Origin of the sequence: Streptomyces sp. FXJ1.172, from assembly GCF_001636945.3 — a bacterium.
Taxonomy (GTDB): Bacteria; Actinomycetota; Actinomycetes; order Streptomycetales; family Streptomycetaceae; genus Streptomyces.
The window spans coordinates 216,653-243,068 of sequence record NZ_CP119134.1; the positions used below are offsets into that span (position 1 = coordinate 216,653).

The 26,416-nt window shown below is 65.2% G+C and carries 1 protein-coding gene; it reads left to right on the forward strand.

All coding sequences use genetic code 11. The annotated features are described in order from the left end of the window. The gene (locus tag A6P39_RS42890) at positions 1 to 26,400 is read left to right on the forward strand and encodes a toxin glutamine deamidase domain-containing protein (RefSeq protein ID WP_275884364.1); all 26,400 of its coding nucleotides are present in this window, start codon (positions 1 to 3) and stop codon (positions 26,398 to 26,400) included. Positions 26,401 to 26,416 lie beyond the last annotated feature (16 nt).

Below are 26,416 nucleotides of genomic sequence, written 5' to 3' on the forward strand. Positions count from 1 at the left end.
GTGCAGGAAGAGCCGTGGTACAACCAGTTCGTCGTTTTTCTCTCGGGGATGAACGTCCCGCTGGGTTCCTCGGAGCGGATTTACCAGGAGTTCGTTCTCCCGCACCGTCAGAAGGTGCGGGACCTGGGTGAGGTCAAGAGCAATGTCGTCGGTGTCGCGAACGGCACGCTCACCGGCGCGAACGGTCAGTGGCCCGCGGCGTATGTGAAACTCGCTGCGGATTTCGTGTCCGGGGGTGGCGCGGACTACATTCAGGCGCTGCAGGACGGTGCCTCGAACCTGGCCGATGCGGCGATGGAGTTCGCCTATCAGATCGACTACACCAATGCGATGATCGTCGGACAGGTCGTGGTGTTCCTGTTCGAGTGGGCGTTGACACTGGTGATGGCGATCTTCGATCCGGTGGGAGCGCTGGCGGAGCAGGCCGCGCTGCAGAGGATCTTCGGCGAGTTCTTCAAGCTGGCGCTGACGAGGTTCCTGTTGCAGGCCGGCATCATCATGAGTGTGTCGGTGGGTCTGGCGGCGGCGCTGGACGGGCTGGTGCGGTTCGCGCTCGGGCTGCAGGGCAAGCACACGACACAGGGGTCGACCTACCAGCACCAGTCGCTTGTGTTCGGTGCCATCCAGGGTGCGATAGGCGCGTTCGTGCCGTTCGCGACGGAGCCGATCGCGAAGCTGGTGAACAAGGCCTTCAACCCGCTGATCGCGGATTCGATCCGCGAGTCGATCGAGAGGGCGTTGCACGGTCCGACCGGTGCGATGCGGAACCTCGCCGGGGACGCGGTGTCGGGTGCGGGCAAGGACGTGACCGCGGATGCCGTCCGGGGTGTGGTGCGCGGGGCGGACGGCGAGGTGGTGCCACCGCCGCTGAGCGTGTTCGGCCGGGACCTGGCCGACGAGGTGGCCGGCTTCACGTCGTCGATGAACGTCGGCGTCGATCTGAACATGCGCGAGGGTTTCATCGCCCGCATCGGGAACCTGTTCGAGCAGGCCTTCGGTGACTCGGCGCGGGCGGCGGGGCAGCAGTGGGCGCTGGCGTATACGAAGTACGTCGGCAAGCCGGGCCTGCAGCGGGAGCTGTACAACGCGCTGGACGGGCTGCCGGACCGCATGGGACGGGAGCAGCTGCGCCTGGCGCTGTCGCGGGGGGTGGTGCGGGGGCTGGACTTCGCCACGGTGGGCAAGTTCGCACGCCTGCTGGCGGAGTCGCCGGTCAACGCCGCGCACCAGAACGTCTCCGAGGGTTTCTTCAACACGCTGACCACGGGCAGGTTCACCACGTCGTTTGCGACAGGGATCTCGGGTGCGGGCGGCGGCATCGTCAGCGGCGTGCTGCACATGAACGCGGTGCATCTGGGCAACCAGATCAAGGCGTCCCTGTTCGCAAAGCCGCCGCAGCTTGATCTGAACCCGGCGGATGTGAACGGCGGTGTTCCGGGCGGCGGTGCGCTCACGGGCAAGCCGGACAGCGGCGGGTCTCCGGGCGGGGACCGGCCGTCGAAGGAGCCCGGCGAGGGCGGGAATGCCGGTCCGTACCCGTCGCTGCCGCCCGACGCCCACGACTGGGGAGAGTCGACCGGGACACTGGTCAACGACTACGACCTGGACGGGCAGTGGCAGGCGCCCGCTCCTCCGCCGCGTGTGGCGACCACCGGCCACGGGCCGGACGGGGCGGAAACGGACGTTCCCACGGTGGCCGCCGGCCCCTACCCCGGGCGCACACAAGGCGCGGCCGGAGGTGCCGGGCCGGTGCGGACGGTTGCCGACGGTTCGCCGCAGGTGCCCTCGGGCGGTTCCGCCGGGCGGCCGCCGGCTGTCGCAGGCGCTGGTCCGGTGCCGCGCTGGGACGGCATCGCAACCGCTCTGCGGGACCTTCATCTGCCCGATGTCCCACGGGAGTTGGTGGGCCCGGACGGCACACGGACCGTGTTGCCGGAGACGGCCGGGCAGATCCGCACGGCCATGCGCGGTCTCGATGAGCTGGCACGAGACGCCGGGATGCCGCCGGCACGACGGGATGCGTACGTGCGGGCCGTCCAGGAGGCCGCCGAAACAGGGAACTGGGCACAGGCCGCCGAGAACATCCAGCAGTTCCATCTGAGCGTCGACGCGCTGGTGAGCGGCGGACAGATCGCCGAGACCGGTGTGCACGTCACTGTCGGCGCGGCGCAGGAGCACGAGTCGCCCGAAACCGCACACGACAGCGAACTCATGCGTCTGCGAAGCGCGGCCGGTCCTCGACCGGGTCAGGGGGATCTGAAGGACCTGGCCGACGCGTCTGTCGCTGTCCCGCAACGCGCAGCTGATCGTTCCCTCACCACGACCTCTGTCCCGTCGCGATCCGACGCACAGGAAACAGAACCGGTGGGCGCGGCAGCCGTGCTGTCAGACGGCGGCACACAGAGCGTCGGATACTCACTGAGTGAAGTTGCCGCGGGTAAACGTCCTTTGACGGTGTCCGACGATGTTTCAGAGAGTTCCACCGGGCGGTCCGAGGACGAGATCGCTTCCGACCTGGCTGCGTACATCGAGTCCAAGAAGGCCTTGCACGCTGCCGAGGCTGCCCACCGCGACGCTGAGGCGCGATGGGAAAGGCAGGGAGAGGGAACTTCCCAAGGTCCCTCGGAGCTGCACGCGACGAAGGCTGCGCTGGAAGTTGCCGACGATGGATTCCAAAGGGCCCGTACGGCCTTGACGGACGCCTGGGAATCCCTTCGGGGGACTTTGGAGATCAGCAGGACCGATCTGCTCACACGTCCCCGGATCGTCGGGGGCGGAGTGGGATTCGAGTTCGAGGAAGGGGACTGGCGAGTCTGGCAGCGAGTGAAGTCTGACAAGATGTCGTCTTTGCGGTCACTGCGCGGTGTGCTCAATGTGCTGGACAAGGACGAGGTGGTGCCGGCCGCGCGCAAGAGTGTTTTGCATTCCGGCAGTTATTTTAAATTAGAAGCGGACACTAATACCGCCAAGAAGTACGCTGAACTCGAATTTGTGACCGACCCGTTCGATGAGACGGATTCGGGTGCCCAGCGTCTGGATGTCGCCGTCAACGAACTCAAGGATATTGACAGAAGACTCAGTGCTCTGGCCGGGATGCCGGGTCCTGCGGAACTCGGTGTAAAGGACCGCCACCCACTCTCGGTACGCGACTATAAAAATAACTATGTTCGCCACATGGACCATGGATTTGAGGGGTCTCCGGGCTGGGATGCCAAGGATGTGCTGCTGTCCGGCGGGTTGGCGGACGGCATACGAGTCAAGATGCAGGCGACATTTGGAATCTCCTTGGAAACCCTGCCCAAGGTGATGGAGCGCATGGGGCGTGACGTTCCGGGCGAGACGCCGCAACAGTCTAGGGAGCGGCAGCAGGTGCGCCGGATTTTCTATCCCGAGGGCCTGCCGAATGAAGCGCTCTCCATGCAGGGTCGGGTGCCGACGCTGGCCAGAAACCTGGTCTCTTCCCTGCGGACGGAGACTGCGTATGCTAAGGCCCTGCGTGGGAACACGGGGCAGTTGGCGGGATTTCTGTCGGCTGTGTTGTTGACCATGAAGCAGTTGCAGCGTCCTGCGGGAACCGGAGTCACGGTCAAATCGCGACTGTCATTGATGCCGCGCAATGACTTCGCGCAGATGTTCGCGTCTCTTCCGACTATCCAGCAGAACGCGATGCGTGCGGCCCCCGATATCGTGATTCGCCACCTGCTTCACATTTCGAACGCGAACCCACTCTTCGGCAAAGGAGGATGGGACGGACAGCTTTCCGTAGACAGCTCACTGATCCGTCCGAACCCCGGGCCATTGCGTCAGGGCCGCACCGGCGGCCTCGAGCGCGGGCCAGGCTCCGCTGTCGACACCGCCTTGGCGAAATTGACCATCGGTGACTGGATGAGAGGCATCACGCAAGGTCGTGACTACCTCAATGCTGCGAATATGCAACACTTCCTTGGCGGTGCTGGACTTTCTCCGCAAGTAAAGGACGAAGTTGCGTTCCTCATGCGGTCCATCGGTGAGATGCCAAGTCCCGACATGCGTGAGGAAGGGGAGCTGCTCTTCGTCTTCGAGATCCGTATGGTCGCGCCCGAAGGCCCTGGAGAAAGTCTCCCCATCGCCGATGCCGGCCGGTACGCCAAAGACATCCTGCGATTCTTTCAGCGTATACGGACCGAGGGGCCCGGAGCTAAATCAGCAGAAATTTCGACTGAGCGAACAGGCGCCCGCAGTAAAGCCAGTTCCTCCGCAACGCGGTATCCGGTTGTCGGTATGGCGCTCACCCAGAGCGAAACCACGGATGCTCTTAACAATAAGCTCCTCGCCGAGAACCTGGAGTCAGTACTCAGGGCGCGGGTGCACCAGCAGACCGAACTCGGCCCGACCATCAGTCAGAACCAAGCCGGTCCCGATATGGCACGGGAACTGCAGCCGCGTATGCAGCCCATGCGGGTAGATGTATTCGGCGGTGATCTGTTCGCGGTGGCGCGGGCCGAACATCCGGACGTCATCACCGAGGATGATTCGCGGCAGCCCGTCGTGAACGACTCTGACACGTTCGGCGCGGACGAGTCGATCTCCGGTGACACCCTCGTCGATCTCAAGGACGACAAGGGCGTGAGCGACGGGGCGGCAAAGGTCGCCCGTGCCGGGCGACTGCCACAGTCGCGGGAGGAGATCGCTCGCTGGATCGACAGCCTTCCCGCCGCAGGCCGGGGTGCGAACGACCCCGCCCCGCCCCACGCGAAGCTGCCTGCCCTCCGCCCGGCCGAGGACGTCACGGTCGCCATGTTCACCGGGGCGGATGAGCACCAGCGGCCGAAGGACGACACACCGGACGTCGTCTCGACGGACACGCCGCTGCCGCAGCCCGCCCAGGAGCCGGACGGGCCGGCGGAGGCTTCCGCGGGGTCGGTGCGTTCGCCGTTCGGCTCTTTCGCATGGGGGCAGACGGTCGGGCCTCACGAGTCCGTGTCACCAATGCCGCGACCTTACGACTGGGGTCAGACGGTCGGGCCTCATGAGTCCGTGTCACCGGTGTCCGGTCCGGGCCCGTTCTCCGCTCTCGGGAACGCCGGACCGTCCGGTCTTCGACGGGCGGACGACAGTGGTGCGCCTGTGGAGACCGCCTCCGGTTTCGGCGGCTCCTACAACGGGTGGAATCCCGATCTCGATGAGCCCAAGAAAATCGGCGGCATCTCCGCGAAGAACTCCGATAGTTTCCGGAAGCTCAGCCGTGACCTGAACGTGTTCATTGTGGCGCGGGAAGTAAACGAGTACGCCACACAACGTCGCGCAGAGGGAGCACTGCCCAAGCCGCTCGAGGTCAAGGCGAAAACCCTCAACAAGTACGACCTGATCCTCGCGGACGGCCTCTTTTCGGAGGAAGACCTGGGCCTGGTCGTGCTCTACTCGCCGACGAAGCTCCCCGATGACCTCTCTGCGTACAGCAAGGAAGATCAGGAGAAGATCAGGGCGCGGTACACGATGCGCCAAGCGGAGTTCATCAAGTACTCGGCCGAGATGAACAAAGATCCGTTCAGCATCGTTGACGGTATCGTCCATCTTGGCGAAGAGAAAATTACCAGCGATATCGATCTGTACGATCTTTATACACCGACCCGGGGTACACAGCTCTCACCGCAGTCACTCAACTTTGCCATGAAAGAGATCAGGCGTGAGGTGACGGATGTCCAGCACGATCCTGCCATGTACTGGAAAGACAGGACACCCGCGGACGATGTGATCTTCAACGGGATCACGAGGCACATCGAAAGTGGCCACGAGCCGGTCGTGACGTACGGTCCTGGCCGACGCCCCACTTTCGAGGGGCAGTACTCGCGCAAGAAATCGATTGCGCCCATCCCGGGCGAGGACCTTTTCAGGCCTTGGGCCGAGTCGCCGGACTCCCGGAACATCACCGCTGTTTCCGCTCCGGCCGACGGCGAGCAGCGGATCATCCATCCTCTCGTTGATCCCTACGCCGGTCCGGTACGCGTGCCGCCGAGGCAGATCTCCGATTCCGGCAAGGGTAAGGGCCGGGCGGACACGCGGCAGGACGGGCCACGGCAGCGGGAAGCGAGCCCCGCACCCGCTGCCGACGGGCTGATCCGCACGGAGACCGGCAAACCGTACGACCACCGGAATCCGGGCGCCGCCGCGCCGCGGGGCGAACTGCGAAGCGAGGCCGCCCTGAAGGCTCTGGCCGACGCGACCGTGGCCGCTGTAGCGGCGGAGACAGGCATGAAGGAGGCCGCACTCGCGCAACCCAGGCTGCTCAACTGCGTCACGCTTCTCGAAGGACTGAAGCGTCAGCTCTATCCCGCGCATGACCTCTCTGCCGGTACTGCCGGCCGAACGTTCCCGTCTTCTGCTGTCCGCGCCGCCACGACCCTCGATGACCTTTCCACGGGCGACACCGGTACCGAGCGACGTCTCGTCCAAGGACCCGGTTGGGGCCCGGTCACCTCCTGGGAGGCGCTCGCCAACGCCGTCACGGACGCCGGCCCCGGCGCCACTGGCCTGGTGGTCGTACGCCGTAGCCGAGGGCCGGGACACGCCTTCGCCCTCCACCACACCACCGACGGGATCCGCTGGGTCGATCTCCAGGCGCCGCAGTCTGAGCGCGTCACCCTGGAACCGCGTATGGGACAGCCTCTCCACACCCGTGCCGTGGTCATCGACGGTGGGGGGCGTGTCCTTGAACACGCGATGGACAGCCAACGGCAGAACCCGTCGAGATCTGTGGACGCGCTCACGCATCCGCCCGCCGACCCCGAACTCATCGGCGCGATCGGCTTCGAGGTCGAGGACGGGCATCCCCTGTGGGCGCGGGAGGGGGTCGTGCTTGCGGTCAAGATGGTACTGGCGGAGCATCGCTCGGGAGGCCGGCTCGAGATCGACCGGGAAATGTTCCAACGTGGTCGTGACGGCCGTCTCTACGACACGGCAGAGCAGGCTGCCGCAGTCACGGGGGACCCGGGGACGCTGGTGAACGTCCCCATTATCGAATTCGTCTCACCCCCTATGGCTGTTATTCCCGGGGAAGCTCATTCGACTTCCGTTGCCGAGGGACTGCGAAGATTCCGGGCATTCAGAGATCTGCTGCGTGTGACGGACTCTACTCAAAGGTCGGTCTCCCTCGAGCAGATTCTTGCTCGGGACCCTGGTTGGACGCTCACGGATACCGGTAGGGAGGTTTTCGTTCTTCCGTCGTCGTCCGGGCCTGACCATGCCGCGTACACGCAGTTCACGGTGGGTGTCCCTGTCGGTGGCCTCAAATCCATCCTGCACGTCGCGGAAGAACGAATGGATTATCCCTTCTTGGCGCCGCTGATGGCGGCCGGACGCCAGTTCGGTGAGCGCGTCGCGGCGCACTATGCCAGTGTCCTGATCGGCCGTGACGTATTGCCACAGCAGGTCTCGTTCCTCACCGAACTCGCAGGAGTGGACGAGATCTACGGGTATTCCTGGCTTGTGTTTCAGCATGTGGCCGGAAGGGTTATATGGAACTTCTTCACTGAAACTGAAAGAACGCTCACCAAGAACATTCTGGTGGCGGCATCACGTCACCCGTTCCATGTCCTGCATCAGGGCTTGACGGCGAGTACGCGCAATCATCTGGATGCCCATATCCAACAAGTTGATCACATTTTTAGAGATGAACTCCAATCGCTCATTGTCGAGCATCAGAGGATGTGGTGGGGCGAGCGTCAGGGAGAACCGGGAATTACTACGCATCCCGCAATGAATCTTACTGCGCACCGGGCAATGAATGAGGTCGGCATATATGGCACCGTTGGTGACTTTTTGGATTATGCCATGCTCGGTCAAACGGGGGACGGGAGATCACTTTCCCAGGAACAGCTCTTCGGCATCGTCGACTACCCGCATTTGGACACCCGACCGGATCGGAACACCCTGCCACTAGCCCTACTTGAGCTCCGGGACGTCTCCAGCGACCTCACAACACGCGTTCCTCAGCGGCGGGCCAATCGCATGAGAGACGAGGTGGTTGAGTCCGCCGCCCAGCAGATGACCAAGGCCGCCCAACACGCATACCGGCAGGCCGCGCGATTCGTGGGGCGCCGCGGCATCGACGCCCGGGCCGCACGGTCCGTACTCGACGACCCGGCTGTTCAGGCGACAGCAGATGCGTTCACCATGATCGGTGATGTGAGAACATCCGACTCCTCAGGACGACTGCTTGTTCCCGCACTCGCACCTGTCGACCGTGCGGCTCTGGGGGCAGCGGTAGCCCGGCATGTCACAGGCACCCCGTTGCCGCCCGCTCTTTTCTTGGATCTGCGCGACGCCGAGCACAGGCTCCACTCCACGTTGACCTCAGGAATACGGCTTTCTCCGCAGGACACCGCCAGCCTGAACCAGGCGCGCGAAGCCGTTCGGCAGATGCGCCAGCACCTCGAGTCGACGCAGCAGCGCGACCAGGCCCAGGCCCAGGCCTATACACAGGGCCCGGTCCATGTCCGGACACACAATCCGGGGCAGGTCTATCGACAGGGGTACGGGGCGAGCGGCTCCCAGTACTACGGAAGCGGGCAGTGGGGACAGGCCGGATCCGGGCCTGCTGGCGGGTCGTATGGTGCCGGTCGTTGGGGTGAGCCGGTGCCGGGTGTGGACGCCGCGGTGCGCACGGGCGACGGCCGGGGTTTCGGCGCCTCGGTCGATCTCACTCACGCGGGTGAGGTGTCCCGTGCTGTGCGGACGGCAAGGGGGCTGATCGATGTCCCCGATGGTGTGGAACGTCCCGTTGCCGTCCGTGCCGAAGCTGCACGGCTCCTCTCGCTGCTCCTGCACGATCCCGCACTGGCCCGGCGGTTCGAGGACAGCGGTGCGAGAGTCGTTGTCATCCCCCGCAACCAAAGCCTTGGCGATCTCATGCGGTCCTCCGGTTACCCCCGGGCCGGTGAAGAGACGTCACTCCGGGAAGACGCGCGTGGGTGGACGTTCCCCGGCCTGCGCCTCGCGGCCGTCAGTGAGGAGAACCTCCTCGGCCAGGGCACCGGTCCTCACGGTCACGCGCACCCCGAGGGGTATTCCTCGGCCCTGCACGAGTACGCCCATCTCTTCTATCTTTTCGCCCTGGCCGAGTCCCACCGCGCTGCTGTCTCCGCCCTCTACCGGGTTCACCGGGCTGAAGGTCCAGCCGCGCGGTGGGTGGACGGGCCCCTGACCACCAGCGACGGGCGTTTTACCGGCAACCATGCTTCCTCGAGTGTTGAGGAGTACTTCGCGCAGAGCGTCGTCGCCTACGTCGGTGCCAACCACGGCAGGGACCACCACACCGGCCAGACCCGCAACAACGGGGCCGCCTGGATCGAAGCCCACGATCCGGGCATGCACGGCATCCTGCGAGATGTGCTCGGAGCGCCGCCCGCCGAGTCCCTCGACGCCAACGCGCTCTCCGTCACCGATCACGACGACGCACTGTGGACGGCACTGGCCGACCACACCGCCCTCAGCCAGACCACCGACGTTCCGCGGCGGGTGCACTTCGCCGACGGCAGCAAGCCGGGGATGGCGACGGAGCGGCCGGCCCTCACCATCGAAACCCAGCTCGACAGGCATCGTCCGGCTCGAATAGTCCGCTCGAGGCCGGCACCGCCGAGGAACGGCCGCCGCGTCACCTTCAGCGACGGCAGCGAGTTGCCGACCTATCTGACGGGTGATGGCAACCCCGACACCCAGAGCGGTGCTTACGGGCATGCCCGTGTCACGCTGCGAAACCCGGATGACGTCGTCGAGGAGATCGCTTCCAGGGCCGGCCTGTCCCGTACGGACGGCGAGCCCAGCCAAGCCGGCATGCTGGATGCTCTCCTGAACGTCCTGCAGAGCACTCCCTGGGTATTTCATGGGGAGGGGTACCGAACACCTACCTTCCTGGACAGGCACGGTCGCCCTCGTGCTCTGCACATCACTACGCGCCCGCATGACAAATGGGACAAATTCAAGGACGATTTCGGTTCGCCGTTGAAGTTCGACTCGGTGCAGCGGAGTCAATTCTCCGTGGGAACCAGCGCGATGCAGAGTTCCACGCTGCGCGCGTTTCCCTCTGTCGCGATCGGTCCGGTGGCCGGCGACCTGACTGCCTTGGGGCGAATCGGCGCGGGCCTTGGTCTCATGAAGTCCTTCGACTACGCCATGCACGACCAGACGCTCCAGCAGAGCGAGACGAGGTCGCTAGATCGCTCGCATGTGCACCTGGCCGACGTTCACTACGACGTTCATGTCGTCAGCCCGGAGCACCGGTCAACGGGCGAGCTCTTTCCGGGGGAGAGTCACTTCTCCTTCACCATGCTTTCCGGCCTGACGGTGCGACTCCCCGAAAACGTGACCTCGCCCGTGCTCGGCACCAGGGCACCGCACCACCTGCGCTTCGATACGAAAGCCGACATGAGGCTCGTGCGCTCCGAGGACTTCGGTGCCGTCGGTCCCATTCGCGACTGGGCTCTGAGCAAGATCGACGCTGCCGCCGGTGATCCCGCCTACGAGGAGGTCGCCCAGTTCTTCAGGAGGGAGAACTTTCGCCTTATCGCCCAGCGAGCCGCTATGGGGCCCGTGCCCACGAACCTGTTGCGAGGCGAGAGAGGGGGAAGACCGCTCGGCGCGTTTCTCGTCGATCGGATCGTGCCGGTCGAGGGCCTTCTGCTCAATGAGACGCTGGACGTCGAAATGCGTCATTCGACGCAACAAGGCATCCGGAACGAACAGGTGTTGGCAAGGGCGTACAGTCAGATGCTCTACGGCAGCGTCGGCCCCAGTTCCGACTTCGTGCCCTTCTTCGGGTCTCCGTACGGAGTGCGTGTCCTGGCCGCGCTGTATGTCAAGTACGGTCGCTCCAACTCATATGCGGACGCGTTCGGAGGCACTGCAAACCGCAAGATCGTGGGGCAGCTGAAGAAAGTCCCCACGGATCTGTACCTCGTCCTCAAGGACGTCTATGTCCGCTATACAGGAGATGCGGTACCGCAGAGGTTCCGGGTATGGAGTCTTGACCGAATTCCACGCAGTGAGGCGCGCCGTCTCGCGGGCTGGGATGACGGCAGGACCCGGACGCTGGGAGAGGGGAAGGCCCCGGCACCCCCTGTGTACCTAAAGCGTGACCACCCGATCGTGCTGGGCATGAGCCGGACCGAAGCCTTCGCGGCCGACTCCACTCACACGGACGCGACGAGGGACGTCAGCGGCCCGCCGACTGCTCGGGAAACCGAGGCCGGGGTTCCGCAGCCGGACCTGCTCCAAGATTTCGCCCAGCATGTCATCGAGGCGGCCCACGCCAGATATCCCGACATGATCGCCCCGTTCAGGGAGCTGGGTGTTCCCGCTGAACCCCATTGGTGGCAGAAGGCATTGCGGCAGGCTGAGAGTTACGACCTGAGACTGCAGAACACGCTCACGGTCATCAAGGCGCTGTCTTTCTATGCCATGGCCGGAAACCTGGAAACGTTGAGCACCACAGGGCTGCGTATCCCGCTCGTCGCTCCCGGCCCGGGGCCGGCAGGCAGCATCAGCCGGGCTCACCGATACCTTCTGGTCAGCGCCGAATTGACCGATCTCCGTTATGAAGGCGTCCAGGACGACCTCATAGTGCGGTCCGGCACCACTGCCACCGAGCGACTGGACGGCTCACAGAACGTGGTCCGCAGCGGGGAGGTCGGATTCGACGTATCGGCCGGGGGACGAGACGTCCACCGAGACCAACTGAAGATTCCGCAGCACATCCTTTACCTCGGCGGGGGTCCTCGTAAGGGGGTCAGTCAAGGTAAGCGCTCCGGATACGGCTCCACGGCCTCATACGAAACGCAGCACATCGGCACCTCAACCTCGCAGCTCTATTCCTACCGAATTTCCTTGCGGGCTCAGATCGGCGGGTACTGGCGCTTCCGCAGCCTGTTGCGCGGGACCCTTACACTCGGTCTGCTCGGCACTCATCACTTCGTCTTCCACGAGCCGCTGACGGATCTGGTCGGCGGCACGGCGGGCGGTGCGGTGACAGGACGGGTGACCCTGTCCGTCGCTGACGAGCACACCAACTCGTACGACCCCAAGAGCCGACTGGGGGTACGGGAAGAGGTCGTCACCAGTCCGCTGACGCGAGACCGAGCCAAGGCCCTGACCACCGGGACCGAATTCAACTACCCGGCGAACACCTTCGGAAATTACCCGTACCACGTGCTCGGCGTGGGCGCGCATGCTGAACTCATCGAGGCCGCCGCAGCCGCCCTGCGGGACGCCTCGCATGGTTCCTGGCATGTGAGCGAGCCCGGCGCACCGGCTTACGAGAGCGCGCTCCGACCACTGCAGCCCCAGTATCTGACGGCGAACTTCGACCAGTTCACGAGCACGCAAGGCCTTTCCGTCAACGGGCTCTTCGGCCAGGGGCCCTATTTCAACAGACGTGGCTTCGTGGTGCACCGCTCCCATTTGCGCAAGCCGCTTGTGATATCGGCTCCGGTCGAGGTCCAGATCGAGCAGACTCTCGGTGCCGACACCCAGACGTCCGGTGCCGTCACGGACATACACAGCTTCACTTGGGGCGGTGCGGTCTCGTACGGACAGACCCACAACGTGGGCCCCGGCATCTACGGAACGTACGGTGGGCTCATCAGCCAGGCCACCTCGTCGCTGAATTCCGTCACCACCACCCAAACAGCCCTGGCAGATGTCAACGCGGTCATGAGCGGTCCTCACGTCCTGCTCGCCGCGAACATGCACCACGAGATCGCCGCCCATGTGAACGCGGACGGCCTGCTCAAGCCCGTACACACTCTCGCGACCGCGCACCGAGCCCACTGGGCCGGACGGCGGGTCTACATGCCAGACAGCTGGTACGGCCATGTTTCCGAAAAAACGGCGCACCTGCTGCACCTCATGGCCGACAACCTGGGCCGAGTGCCGAAATACGACGAACTGCCCTGGAAGCCGCTGCTGGCGGGCGACCCGCTCGGGACCTATGCGGTCAACAGCCTCGACACCGCAAAGATCCTGAGCGAATTCGAGCGCAAACTGCGAGCCGCCGGCGTAGGCACGACCAGCAGAGACCGCGTCCGCTCGTTGCTCAGCCCCCGTGCGATCCGGGCGCTGCTCGATCAGATGTCCTTGACCGGAAAACCGACTCGGGTACGCACAGGTATGTCCAAGATGCGTTTGAGCCGTACCGAGACGGTCACCATCCGGCTGATTCCCGGCGAAACACGGTTCGACGGACTCGGGCACGGCACGGTGGTCAAGGACGGGCGGCACTCGACCCGGACCGTGGAGAAGGCTTCCGGAAAGATCAAGTCCTGGCTTGTTGCCGGGCTGGCGTCGGAATACGCGCGTACCGGGAACGATCTGTTCAAAACCTCCGGCCCCAGCGTGATCGAGCAGGGGACCAGCGTCCATCAGAGTACGAACAGCAGCACGGCCGCGACGTTCGCGAACAACATCGTCATCCTGGACGAGCCACACACGGATCAACTGACGTCCTACAGGCTCGAGATCACTTATCACCCCGGTGGCGGCAAGGAGCAGATCCGGCTTTCCGACGAGGTCGGTTCCCTGCGTAGCCTTGTGCCGGTGAGCTTGAGTGTTCCGGCCATGGAACACCCCGTCGGTCCCGACCACCCGCTCGGGATCCCGCGGTTGCCCGCTTCGGAGCGAGCCGTCACCTTCTGGCCGACGCACGAGATCACGCGGGAGAAGATCGATCAGTGGCGTGGACGCGGCCTGCCCGATGGCCGGCCGTTCGCCCATCCCGAGGTCGGGTACACCCCCCGGCGAGTCACAGGTCTGGAGACCATCAAAGAGGCGGCGGAACTGGCGATCTCCCGCGCCTACGGCACGAACCTCGGCCTCCACGCCGGGCAGATCATGGCCGATGACGACCTGAACCAGCTGCTCGCCAACGCACGTGAAGAGGGCTTGACCCGTACGGGTACCGCGTCCTCGTTCGCCCTGTCCGAGGGCCTGAGCAACACGAGCCTCACAGCGTTCTACGCGGACACCGCCGGGCGCCTCGGCTACCAGGTGCCCGGTCTGACGGACGACGCGATGGCCGGCAGCACCAGCGGCGCGTTCCACCTGTACTCCCGGCCCGACTTCACCGGTGCCGAGCTGCTGTCGGTGGCTCCCGTGATCAGCATGGAGAACGGGTTCAGGGACAGCAGGGGCGGTGACAGCTCACTCAGCATCAGTCAGATCCTGCAAGTCATCCTTTCCGGCGGTACGCGCATCAGCTCGGCCGACGTACCGCGGGAACAGCCCGTCTTCTCCCCCGCGGACGGGTCGGGCACCGAAGGCGAAGGCAGCAGGCAGGTCGACGCCAACGCGACGCAGATCACCATCAAGCCCACGGTCGGACGAGGATTCCTGTTCGCCGTGCCGACGGCTTGGCTCGCTGTGGCCGAGGTGCACCATCAGATCAAGGACAGCAAGCTCGGGCAGTGGTTCTCCAGGCAACTGGGGTCCTTCGGCCACGTCAATCCCGGCCCGCAGGCGGTCGAGACCGAGAGCCACGTCGTCGCCTGGCTGAGCGAGGACATCGCGCGCCGGCACGGGTTGATCACCGACGAGAACTTCCCTCCCCAGGTCGCCGAGGCCTGGGCCCAGGTCCATCAGGCGGGCAAGGCGTGGCAGGCGGCGGACAAGGCCTACTGGGACCAGCGGCGCGTGTGGCAGCCGCGTCAGGAGAGACTGGTCGCCGCATACAGCACGAGCCATCACGCGCTCACCGACGCCAAGCGCGCGATGGAGACGGCCGTCGACCGTTACGGTCCTACTTCGAGGCAGGCCCTCAACGCCCGTGACGCGATCAAGCGCGCGACCGAGTCCCACCATGCCGCGCGGGCAGCGTTGAACGAGGCCCCGGCACTGCTTCGGCGGTGGCACGTGGCCGCGGTGGACCTGGCGGCCGAGTACCACCGGGTGCGGGCCGCCGCGGACGCGCTCACACGCTGGTACCGCCTGCCTCGCGCGGACTCCGCGCAGGATCCGCAAGCACCCAGGCAGGGCGTGCACATGCCGCCCGCTGTCACCTTCCGCCAGCCCGACCCCGTCGAGCCGCCCCGAACCCCGCCCGCCCCGGACCGCTTCGGCGACGTCACGACGGACGACGGCGTCCAGACGCTGACGCCTCCGCCGACCGTCGGCGGCAGGCCATGGTCCGGTGCCGGGCAGTACACCGTCCACGACACCCCTTACGACGACAGCAGCTTCTTCCACGCCATCGCCGAAACGCTCCATCACGCCGCCCCCTCGGAGCTGTCCGGCGGTGACCTGGCCGGCGACCGGGACGCGACGGTCGAGACACTCCGGTCGCTGTTCGCGCACGCGCTGACCACACGGGACAGCTCGGCCCTGGTGGAGCACCTCGACTCCGAGTCCTTCGGCGTCGTCACCCCTGAGGAGATCGCACAGGCCGGCATCCGTTTCCAGGAAGGGAGCCCCGAGCACAGGGAGTTCACCGAGACCCGCCGTATCCCCCTCTACCACCGGCTTTCCCTCGAGCAGCGAGCGAGCCTGGCCGCAGTACTGCTTCACCGGACCGGTAGCCGGCGCAACGACACCGCCTGGCAGGCGAGCGCGGCCGAACTGCTGCCCTCCCTCGCAGCGAGAGCGCTCGGCGCGAGGGTGACCGTCGTGGGTCGTGACGGACTCGTCAAGGAGTTCGGCGCGGACGACACGCAGACGGACAAGCCCCATGTCGTCCTGTGGAAGACGGCCCATCACTTCCGCGTCGCGCTGCCCGTCGGCGTCCAGCCGTCCGCCGATGTCGCGTCCGCGGCGCGACCGGACGCGCTCGCGCCCACGGAACCCGATCCCGAGCAGGTCGTTGCCCCACCCCCCGAGGACCTGCCGCCGGGCTCGCGCGGACCGGCGCTGGGGGCGCTTCACGACGCAGCCCCCTGGAACACCCATCCGCTCGGCGGGGCAGGTTTCACACGGCGCGACACCACGCTCCTGGTCGGTCCCGACGGCGCCGAGTACCGGCTGGAGGAACCACGCGACGACAGCAACGGCTTCTGGCATGCTTTCGAGAAGGCCTTCGGCCGGGACGACCGCGACGGCGACCTGGTCAACCGGGTCGTCGGGCAGCGGTTGCCCGACGACGCCGTGCTCGATCCGGAGACACCGTTCACCCACGAGATCCTGCTGTGGGCCAGGGTCGACTCGACGAACCGGCAGCCGACCGAAGGAATCAGGGCCGGACGTCTGACCGGCGCGCAGCGGGAGGAATTCCGCACCAGCGGCGGACGACTGCCCCACGACGTCGTACTCAGCGCGCGCCAGCGGCGCGATCTGATCAAGGCCCAGTTGTTCCTGGGGAACGAGTGGAACGAGGCCACCGTGGCGACTGCCGCCCAGGTCGCCGCCAAAAGTTACGGGACCGAGGTCGTCGTGGTCCGTGAGGACGGGACGCACGAGACCTACCGGGCGGCGGAGCCGGGTCGGGACAGGCGGGTCACGCTGTTCCGGCGTGGCTCCGAGTTCCTCCTGGCCCGGCCTCAGCAGCCCGCTTCCGCAGCCACGTCCGGATCCGGCGCCTCCTCCATGCCGGAACAGGCGCCGCACGGGACGCACATCACCCGGCAGGATCCGGCCCACTTCCGTCAGGAGCCGCCGTCACGCTCCGCGGACGCGCCGGAGCCGGAGATCGACACGGTCGACGTCCGTGCTGTCCACGAGGCTACCGGGGCGGACCCGACGCGGCCAACGATTGACGAGGCGTTGGCCGCCCTGGTCGCGGCGGGCGGCGAGCCGGCTGCGACGCCGGCCGCCGCACGCGACGATGTGGCCCACACGGACCCGGTGGCCGTGCCGGCCCTCCGGCACGGCACGCCGATACGTCCGTCCGACGACTCCGTGATGGGAGGCGGCGCGCAGAACAACGGCGGCGGCGAGCCGCAGACGGCCGGAGACCACGGCCCGATCGCCGATGCCGCGGCGTCGTGGGCCGAGTCGCTTGGTGCCATGAGCGACGACGAGCGCACCGTCGAGGTGGACTTGACGGACCCGGAGGGGCGTCGCGCGATTTTCGACAGCCCGGAAATCGAGGAACGCCTCGCCTCCTCGCTGACCCCGGCCCAATTTGAATCATTTGCCCGTTATCTTGGTGGTGCGGTTCTCGCGGATCAACTGCTGGCAGGTGTCCTCGGTCCCGAGACGCTGACCGTTGAACAACGCGGCCTGATACGGGAAGCTCCCCATCATTTGTTCCGCCTGGAGGAGGGCCTCGACGCAGACGGCTACACAGTGCTGCGCGCCCTGCTCACCGCGGACAACCTGGCGTCGAAGCCGGAGAGTGAGAGGAGGCTCTTTGCTGCCAGGCTGAGCCCGTTGGAGCGTCGCCAACTGACGGGCGACGACGTCTTCCTCACCGAGCTGAGCAAGCAGCTTCCTGCCGCGTCATTCGATGGCTTCCGCGAGGATCTTCACCGCGAGTCGGCGCCGTCGGAGTCCGAGAGCGACTCGTCGGACACCGATGACGAATCGGAGACTCTCCATTTCGCGCCCGAGGCATCCCGGCGTTCCGTCCCGGATCGCCATGGGCACAGTGGCGACTCCGCAGGTGAGATCGCCGAACCGTCTCGCGTCGCCGCGGCCCCTGGCGACCGACAGCCGAAGGCGGGTACCGGCGCGGTGGACCGGACCAGGCTGGACGACGCAACCGCTCAGGAAGCCCTGGACGGGGATCCCGCCGGACCGCGGGACAAGGGCAAGGGCAGGGCCACTCCGGAGCCCGACATCGCGGCACCGGAAGTCGATGAAGCCGAGGTCCAAAGCGCTCGTGACGAGCTGGTCGCCGCCCGTCTGGAACTCGACGAAGCCATCGCGGCCCGCGCCGCACAGGAGCCGCGACGGGCAACGGCGCAGGGTATGCCGAGCAGCTCTGCCGAGTCGGCGATGGCTTCGGTACGCGGCCGTCTCGAACGTGCTTCCCGGCGTCTTGCCGCTGCCGAGGACGCGTGGCGGACGCTGCTGCCGGACACACCCCTGCCCTGGGTCGAGGACACCGACGAGCCCGGCGAGGGACAACCGGGTGCTGCTCCCGGACAGGTGCCGCGCTGGATGCACCTTCTCGTCGAGGACGGTGACGCGCTCGCCGCTGAGTACGGCGCGGCGCTCGCCACAGAGACCTTCTCCCCTGATACGGGGTACAGCGTCCGGGACTTGTTCGTTGCCCGGCAGCTGCACGGTGGCACGTTCGAGAGCGATGTCCGGGCGCGCCGGGTTCAGGAAGCCCGGCTGGATGCCGTCCGACGTGCGGCGGCGGAGGACGCGGACGACCCCGCTGCCCAGCAGGACGCGCTGGACCGGCTGCAGCTCTCCTTGGCACACGACAGTGACCTGGTGGAGGTCATGCGTTCGCTGGAGCAGTGGTCGCGGTTGGAGGTCGCTGAGATCGCCCACCGTGTCGCTGCGGTCCGAAGCAGCTGGAGCGGCGAAGAGCCGGCACGTGCCCCGGCTCAGGTGTCGGGGACGCACATGGACGAGACCGTCGTACCACCGACTCAGGGGCTGGGCGCCGGCCCTTCCCGTCATGTCGGCCTTCAGGGCCTCGTCGTCCCGGCGGTTCGGAAATTGCGGGCTGTACGGGATTATGCGCGCAGCAACGGCATATCGGGTGAGGTTCTGGCACGCTCCGCCAGAGGGAGGCTGAACGGCGGGGCAGAATTCGAGGATGGCATTGCTACGTTGGTCGAGGATGTGCGTTCCGGGCGTATGTCGACTAGCGAGGCGGTGAAGTCGGCGTACAAGCTCGTCATGCTGGCCATGGGGCAGGACGTCAGTCACGTGACGGTGATTCCTGAGGAGATGGCGCGTGATTCGGTGATGCTTGAGGTCGCGCTGGAGCACATCTGCGAGCATGGGTCCGCAAGCGGTGTGCTCGCCGATAATAGAAAACGGCTGAAGGACGAGACAAGGCTGGTCCCCAGCGCGCTTAACAATTGGGTCAGAGAAGTACGCAAGGGGCGCAGGGAAATCTACGCGCCGACGAAAGCAATCCTTCTGTCTCTCCAAATAATCAAGCCGAAACATGAAGTGTCGGTGTCATACCCTGATGGATGGAGGGTCGACGGCCCGGCCGTTGGGGAAGCCGCCTCGGTCGTCGATGGAGAGGTCGAGCGGATACTTAGACTGCTCACGGGTGACTTGCGGGCTGACGGCGGAGTGACCGTCGGGACGAAGACCGAAGAAGACGTGTTGATGCTGCGGGCTTTGTTGGAGTTCGTGACTGAACGCGGGTCCTTCGAAGGCATAACTGGTGACCATAGGAATAGCCTCAAGGACTTCACGTCGCTTTCCTGTCAACTCGGCACATGGATCAACAACGTACGCATGGGGTATCGACTGATCCATGCGGTGACGAAAGAGATCCTCGAGATCTTCGAAGTGCTCGGCCCGAATTACAAGAATGTGCGTGTGCACTCCGAGGGAGGTGGCCTGGAGTCGGACACGGATGCTGATCTGGTGGCGGATTCGTTGACTCGTCAGGTGAACGCGTATCTGCAGGGCATCGGTGAGCCTGTTCTGTCCGTTGAGGAGGAGCAGCAGGTGCGGGATGCGGTGGGGGCGGGCCAGGTGATGTCTTCGGACATCGCCGCGGTCGAGGTCATCTTCGCGCGCGGCCAGGCGGCTCGTGAAGCCGCGATGCCATTCGGGTCTGACTCCCTGGCCGGCGACGATGCCGTTCGGGCCGAAGCATTTCTTGGAGACCGCGCCGGGTGGGATCGTTCCGGGGCTGCTGCTTCTCTGGTTGATCAGGTGAACGAGCATCTGCAGAGTGTGGAACTGCGTGTCCTGTCTGCTGAGGAGGAGCAGCAGGTGCGGGATGCGGTGGGGGCGGGCCAGGTGATGTCGTCGGACATCGCCGCGGTCGAGGTCATCGCCGCGCGCGGCCAGGCGGCTCGGGACGCAGAGGGGACCGAGGCCAGGGGCGGCGATGCCGAGTCTGCTTTGCCGGGGTCGTCCTACGGGGGCGGTCTCGACGGGCAAGGTGACGTCATCATGGCCGAGCGCTTCGACAATCCGGAGGCTCGGCGTCAGGGCAGCTCCGCTCAATCCGCCGAGGCTGTGCCGCAAGGGCCGGTGTCTGCACCGCCGACTGCTCAGGAACCTCCTGCCTCTGCGCATTCGGTCGTCTTGTTGCGTCAGGTGAACCAGGTTCTGCATCAACGGTCGCAAGGCCCGTTGACGGAGAGGGAGATGAGGCAAACGCATCACCTGCTTGTCCGCGGAGCGGTGACCCCTCAAGACGCCGAGACGGTTGCGGACCTGGCGCTGCTTGATCGACGACTAAAAATGACTTGGGCGGATGCGACTCTTACTGACAACGGCAGGGCCACGCAACGAATCAGAGAGAACAGGGCCTGGTTCGCTGACAGTGAGAATCGGAGACACGTCCCCTATTTTCCTCCGGATGTCGTCAAGAATTTTGGCGAGTTGGCCCTATTCCGGGATCTGTGGAGCGATCTCCAGGCAGCAGGTTCTCGGTTGGTGCTCAAGTTGCGCCAATCCATAGAGGACGGAGGCGTGCGAGGCGTCACGGAGGGGGGGATGTACCGCATACTGCCGGACACGTTCTCGGCGCGCCCTGTTGATTCTGGTGCGATTCGCCGAATCCTGTGGGTCCGCGGTCTCGATGCCCAGCTCCCAGAGGCAGTCACATCGGCTTTTCCCGAACTGGTAGAAAACTCTGACGGTCACGGGGAGCAGCGGCTGCGGTATGTGGCCGAGTCCGCATTGCCGGGGTCGTCCTACGGGGGCGGTCTCGACGGGCAAGGTGACGTCATCATGGCCGAGCGCTTCGACAATCCGGAGGCTCAGCTTCAGGGCGGCTCCGCTCGATCCGCCGAGGCTGTGCCGCACAGGCCGGTGTCTGCAACACCGACCGCGCAGGAGCCTCCTGCCGCTGCGCAGTACTCGACGATCGGGGCGGTCTTCTTGTTGCGTCAGGTGAACCAGGTTCTGCATCAACGGTTGGAAGGCCCGTTGACGGAGGGGGAGACGAGGCAGGCTCATTACCTGCTTGTCCGCGGAGGGGTGACCTCCCACGACGCCGAGACGGTCGCGGACCTGGTGCTGCTTGATCGAGAAAAGGACATGTCCTGGATAAATCTGCCGAATCTCATCAGAAACAAAAATGTCGCGCAACGAATCAGAGAGAACAGGGCCTGGTTCGCTGACAGTGAGAATCGGGGGCACGTCCCCTATTTTGCCTCGAATATCATTTTTGGTGAGTTGGTTCACTTCCTGGACCTCTGGCGCGACCTGCAGGGAGCAGGCCGGCCGCGCCGTGGGTTTGCAAAACTGTTGCGCCAATCCATAGAGGACGGAGGCATGCGAAGCGTCCCGGACGAGACGATGTACCGCATGCCGCCGGACACCCCGGCGCGCCCTGTTGAGTCTGGTGCGATTCGCCGAATCCTTTGGGTCCGCGGTCTCGATGCCCAGCTCCCCGAGGCCGTCACGTCGGCTCTTTCTGGACCGGTAGAAAACTCTGGCGGTCACGCCTCGGCTGGCATTGTGGTCGGTGAAGTCAGCACTCCTTATGACGCGTGGAACGCCTTCGCTGCTGAGCGTCCGGAAGATGCCGCATTCATTCTGGCCCACGTGAGAAGTCGCACTGCGGCACTGGGCACCACGGCCGATGATATTCAGCGTGTTTATCAGCAGCTGTCGGCTGATCACCGGTCCGAACCCCTTGCCACGCAAGCCACACGCCTCGTCCATCTGTTTGTGGCACGCCAGCCCCGTACCGGGCTGCTCGACGCCGGTGCTCGGACTGGGTGGACCGATGACGAGACGGCGGGGCTCGACTCCGTGGAGGCTGGCCCGGCAACTTCTCGGACCAGTGCCAACGCTGAGGATTTGGCCGCCACCGCACGAAAGGGCGAAGGAAGCACCGAACAGCAGTCGATAGCGCCGTCTCAGCAGGCGATTGAAGAGCAGACGACTGCATCGGAGTCCGAAGCGTCGGTCGGCCTGTCGGTCTTCGCGCAGCTGATGGGCGAACTCCCTGCCAGGGGCCACGCCACGGCTGCCACGGACGCCGAGTCCGGTGACCGTTCTGTGAGCGTGCCTGTCGAGGGTGCTACGACGCTTTCCGGTAACGATGACTCCTGGCGATCCGCGCGCCCGCAGTCCACTCGGGCATCGCGTTCCGAGGACGGTGTCAGCCTGATCAACGTGTCTCGACCCCTGGCCGCGTCAGACCAGTCGACAAGAGTGCCGGCCTCTGACCCGTCCGAGGACTCAAGCCGATCGGCTTCTCCCGACTCGGACTTCGATTCCGACTTCGGCTACGCGTATGAGTCGGAGGATGAGCCAGAGCAGATCGAAGCCGTGTTCACCGGATCATCTCGTCTGGAGATCGCTGAGCCGGAGGGCGACGGCCTCGCTCTGTTGCATCGGCAGCGGGATCAGAGTGCCATGTTGAGTTTTTCCGCCGACCGCACTCTCGCCGTCAGCTCGGACGGTCCGTTTCAGTCCGCCTTCGCAACCATGGAAGCAGTTGAGCGTGCCAATGCGGCATTGACTTCGGCGGGCAGTGCCGTTCGGCTTCGGCTTGAGGAGGAACACCACGTTGATGTTCCGGTACCTCGGGGCGGCGGCGCGAGGCGGCTGTACCGCGTCACACCGCAGCTGTCCGGACGGCCTGACGTCGACTCGCGGAACCTGACCGCTTTGGCGATGGGCGGCTCGCCGAATCGCCTCGTCTTCCGTGATCCGCTGGGCGGCACCGCCACGGTCGGTATCGATTCCACTGGCCGACTGGACGAGGTTCACCGACTTGTGTCGGCGCTGATCGACTCCATCGAGTTCGGACATCCCGTGCGCTCCTTTTCCGACGCCGAGTGGGCGGCTGAGGTCATCCGGTCACGGGGTGGGCCGGATGTCTCGGAGCTGGAGGGCCCTCACGTGGCCGGACGAGGCTACGCCGCCCATGTGAAGGAGGACACCGCTCTCCGTGGGCTGACAGAACGTACAGGTGGAAACGCCAGCGCTCTGGCCAAGGTCGGTGAGGGCTACGTGACTCAGTCCATCGCCGGATCCGGTGCGAACTCTGAGGAACTCGCACAACACGACCAGGACTTCGACGAGGCGCGCACTCCGTACGGCCGTCATTACGCCGCTGTCGTCTTGGCCAGCGAAGACGGGGACTCTCACGTTACGTTGGAGAACGTCACTCATTCTGGGAATCGGACAGCACTCCTCTTTCACGCAGTCTATAAAAATCTTGATCGATTCCCTGGTGACCGCTTGACCGCATTGCATGCGTCTACGCAAGCACGGGTGCATGCGGCCGACTCAGCCGAACAGAAAGAGATCGCCGAGGCGTCGCTCGAATTTGTCACGCGTTTGATCGCGCTGCGGTCGGCGGTCGACGAAAATCAGCGAAGATCGGCCCCGAGCGCCCTGCAAGCCGAAGAGACGAAAGCAATGGCCGCCTTCCAGGCTCTTAGCGAACGCATGGGGCTTCCGGACGAGGGTCAGTGCTGGAGCTTGCGTCTCATCCGTCCGTCCGCAGGCGAGACGTTTCACGATCTCATGGTTCGGAAAACGTGGATGGCGAACGCGTTCACTGCCGTGGTGGCCGGGGGTCCCCATCCGATCACCGACAGGCCGGCTCCTCTCTCCGTCGGTGAGAGAACCGCGGCCAGTCTCGCCGAACTCGTGCAGTCGACCACTCAGTCGATTCCCCAAGGCCAGAATTCCACTACCCATCAGCAGCACCGGGAGTATGCCCCGCACATCGGCGACGTGCTTGCGTACCGCAGGATCAACCTTGACAAGTGGCGCATTCTTGGTTCGATCGGACGAGCCAGGGACAGTGATGCGGCTGCTGCGGTCAGTAATGCAGCTGCGGAGGGATTCCGCGCCAGGACGCGACGCATTGAGGACGCCTGGAAAGAAGCTCAGGCCGAATCCATGAGCCCAGTCATGGACTCTTTCTTGGAGAGTCCGTCCGCGCACCTTCTGAAGGCCTGGAAGGAACGTCAGGAGTGGCGTGCGGAAGTGGAACTCTCCATAGCGCAACTCGCTGATGACCAAAGTGGTTACGACAGGACTGTCCTGCGCCAGTTCGGAGCATTCCTCGATGAGCAGATGGCCACGATCCGTACCGAGTTGGAAACCCGGGACGCGGCCGGGACCCGGGAGCTGGATCCACGCGTGCAGTGGCTCCTGAGCCAGGCCGATCTCGAGGAACTTGATGCCTCCGCGGAGCAAATGTTCGTAACGGCCAAGGTGTTGGGCGAAGACCTCCGCCAGGTGCAGCTCGGCGACACCACCGGACCGCTCACAGACGCCGAGGACCTGAGGCGCCGTCGCGATGAGGTGCTGACCGCCCTTCACGTCTACTCAGGGCTGGACAGCCAGGAGATCCCGTGGAACCAGATCGACCGGCGCGGTCGGCTGGAGCTGTTCGCGGCGGAGTTGCGAACCCAGGAACTGCGGCGGCATCTGACGAAGGCCGCACTGCACCGGCTTGCCCATTTGAACCTGGAATGGAGGACTGGCTACGGCTTCGCCGACCCCGAGAAGGCGCTGGTGCTGCTGCAGTCGCTGCACCGCCACCTCACCTCGCCTGCGATGACAGCCGTGACGAATGTCGACATAGGTCGTTTCCGGACGTTCATGGAGGCTCCGGACACACGACTCGACGACCTTCTCGGTGTGACGGTGAATTCGGACACCACAGGTGAGGCGCCCCTCAATCTGGTACCAGCCGCGCTCGCGTCCAAACAACGGCAGAATGCTGGAGCAGCGCCGCACACCGGAATAGCGATCCACTGGAAGCACGGGCTCAGAAGGCGTGCCCTGCACACCCCGGTACCGACGCGAACTGCGGTTCCCGACGACGGAGCACCGGTGCCATCGGACTTCTACTCCGGTTTCACTCTGTCGTCGCTGCATGCGCTCGTCGTCCGCGGTGACGAGGCCGCCGTACGGCTGGCGCTGGCCGAGGCGACCGACTACGCCCACGACCAGGAGCTGCTGCGGGAACGGGACAGCGGCCGGTTCCACGCCGTCCACTTCGGCGCAGACCTTCCAGGCGGACTCGGCTGGCAGGACGTGGAGCGCGTGGTCCTCCCCTTCTGGGACCGTTCGACGCGACACGAAGCCAGCGGACTGGCGGCAGAACTGCGGAACTTCGCCGAACAGGCAGGCCTTGACTTTTCCGTCGACTACACCGAGGTCCCGCCGCCTCTCATCCCGTCAGATCCTCCCATGCCGGTGCACACGCTCATCGAGACGGACGACACCGCCACCATTGGCCTCGACTACGTCCCGCTGACGACGCGCTCCGCGACCGCACTGCCGCAACTGGTGACCGACAAAATCTTCATCGCTGATCCCCAGGCAGATGACCGGCTACCCAACAGCACCAGCAGCCAGGCCCCGTGGACGCAGATCTCTCCGCCCGAGGAGCGGCCCTTCTTCGTGAGGGCAGCGATGGCCCTTGCCCCGGAGCACACCCTGCTGCAGTTCAACAACGGAGTTATACGCAGCTTGTCGGCCCGCGAGTTCGCCGCCCGAGTCGCCGATGATTTTCCGCCCGACACCGTCGACGGCCCCATCGTGCTGCTCATTGCCTATGGCGGTGCAGGTCATCTGGAACTGGCGAGGCTGCTGGCGGCACGCACCGGACGCCAGGTCTGGGCGTTCACCAGAAACCTTGAAGTGATGGCATCCGATGGGCAGGCGAGGGTGACGGTCTTCACGGGCCACACGGGGCGACAGGACGGCTTGTGGACTCTCAGCCACCCGGGCGACCTCCGCAGTGCCGCACTCCAGGAACCCGTAGCGGATGCTGTCTTCACGGGTGATGGGCAGATCCTTCCTGATTCCTTCATTCTGACTACTACGATCCCGGACGCCAATACGTATCGGCCGATCGGCCGATCGGCGCATACACGAGAGTTCCATCACAGGTATGAGCAGCTACAGCAAGATATCCCGAGGCTCGCCGAACACGTCGTGGTGTCGTCCGGCAATACCACCGGCAAGGAATCGCCGGCGCCTACGCCGGTGAACCGTCAACTTTATCCCGTGGATGCCCACCACGAAGACTCAGTCGGTTTCGATGTCCGGACACCGGGCAATGAGGAGACAGGTATCAGTCCCGATGAGTTTGGGGGGTATCTCCGTCGTCGGCGTAGTCTGGGTTCGTTGCGGATTATGCTGGTGGCCTGCGATGCCGGTTCCAAAAGCGGCAGCGGACCAGCACCGGCTCAAGTCGTCGCAAACACCATCGGAAATAAGGTGTTCGCAGCCAATTCGAGTGTCAACGTGCAGTTGGGTCTCGCCCCGAGAGCGGATGGCAAGGAGGCTGAATGGCTGACTTTCACTCCGCAGCCCCACAGCAGCGAGGATCCACAGGCGACACCGGGGCTCGCCGAGTAGGGTCGCGTTGTGCTGC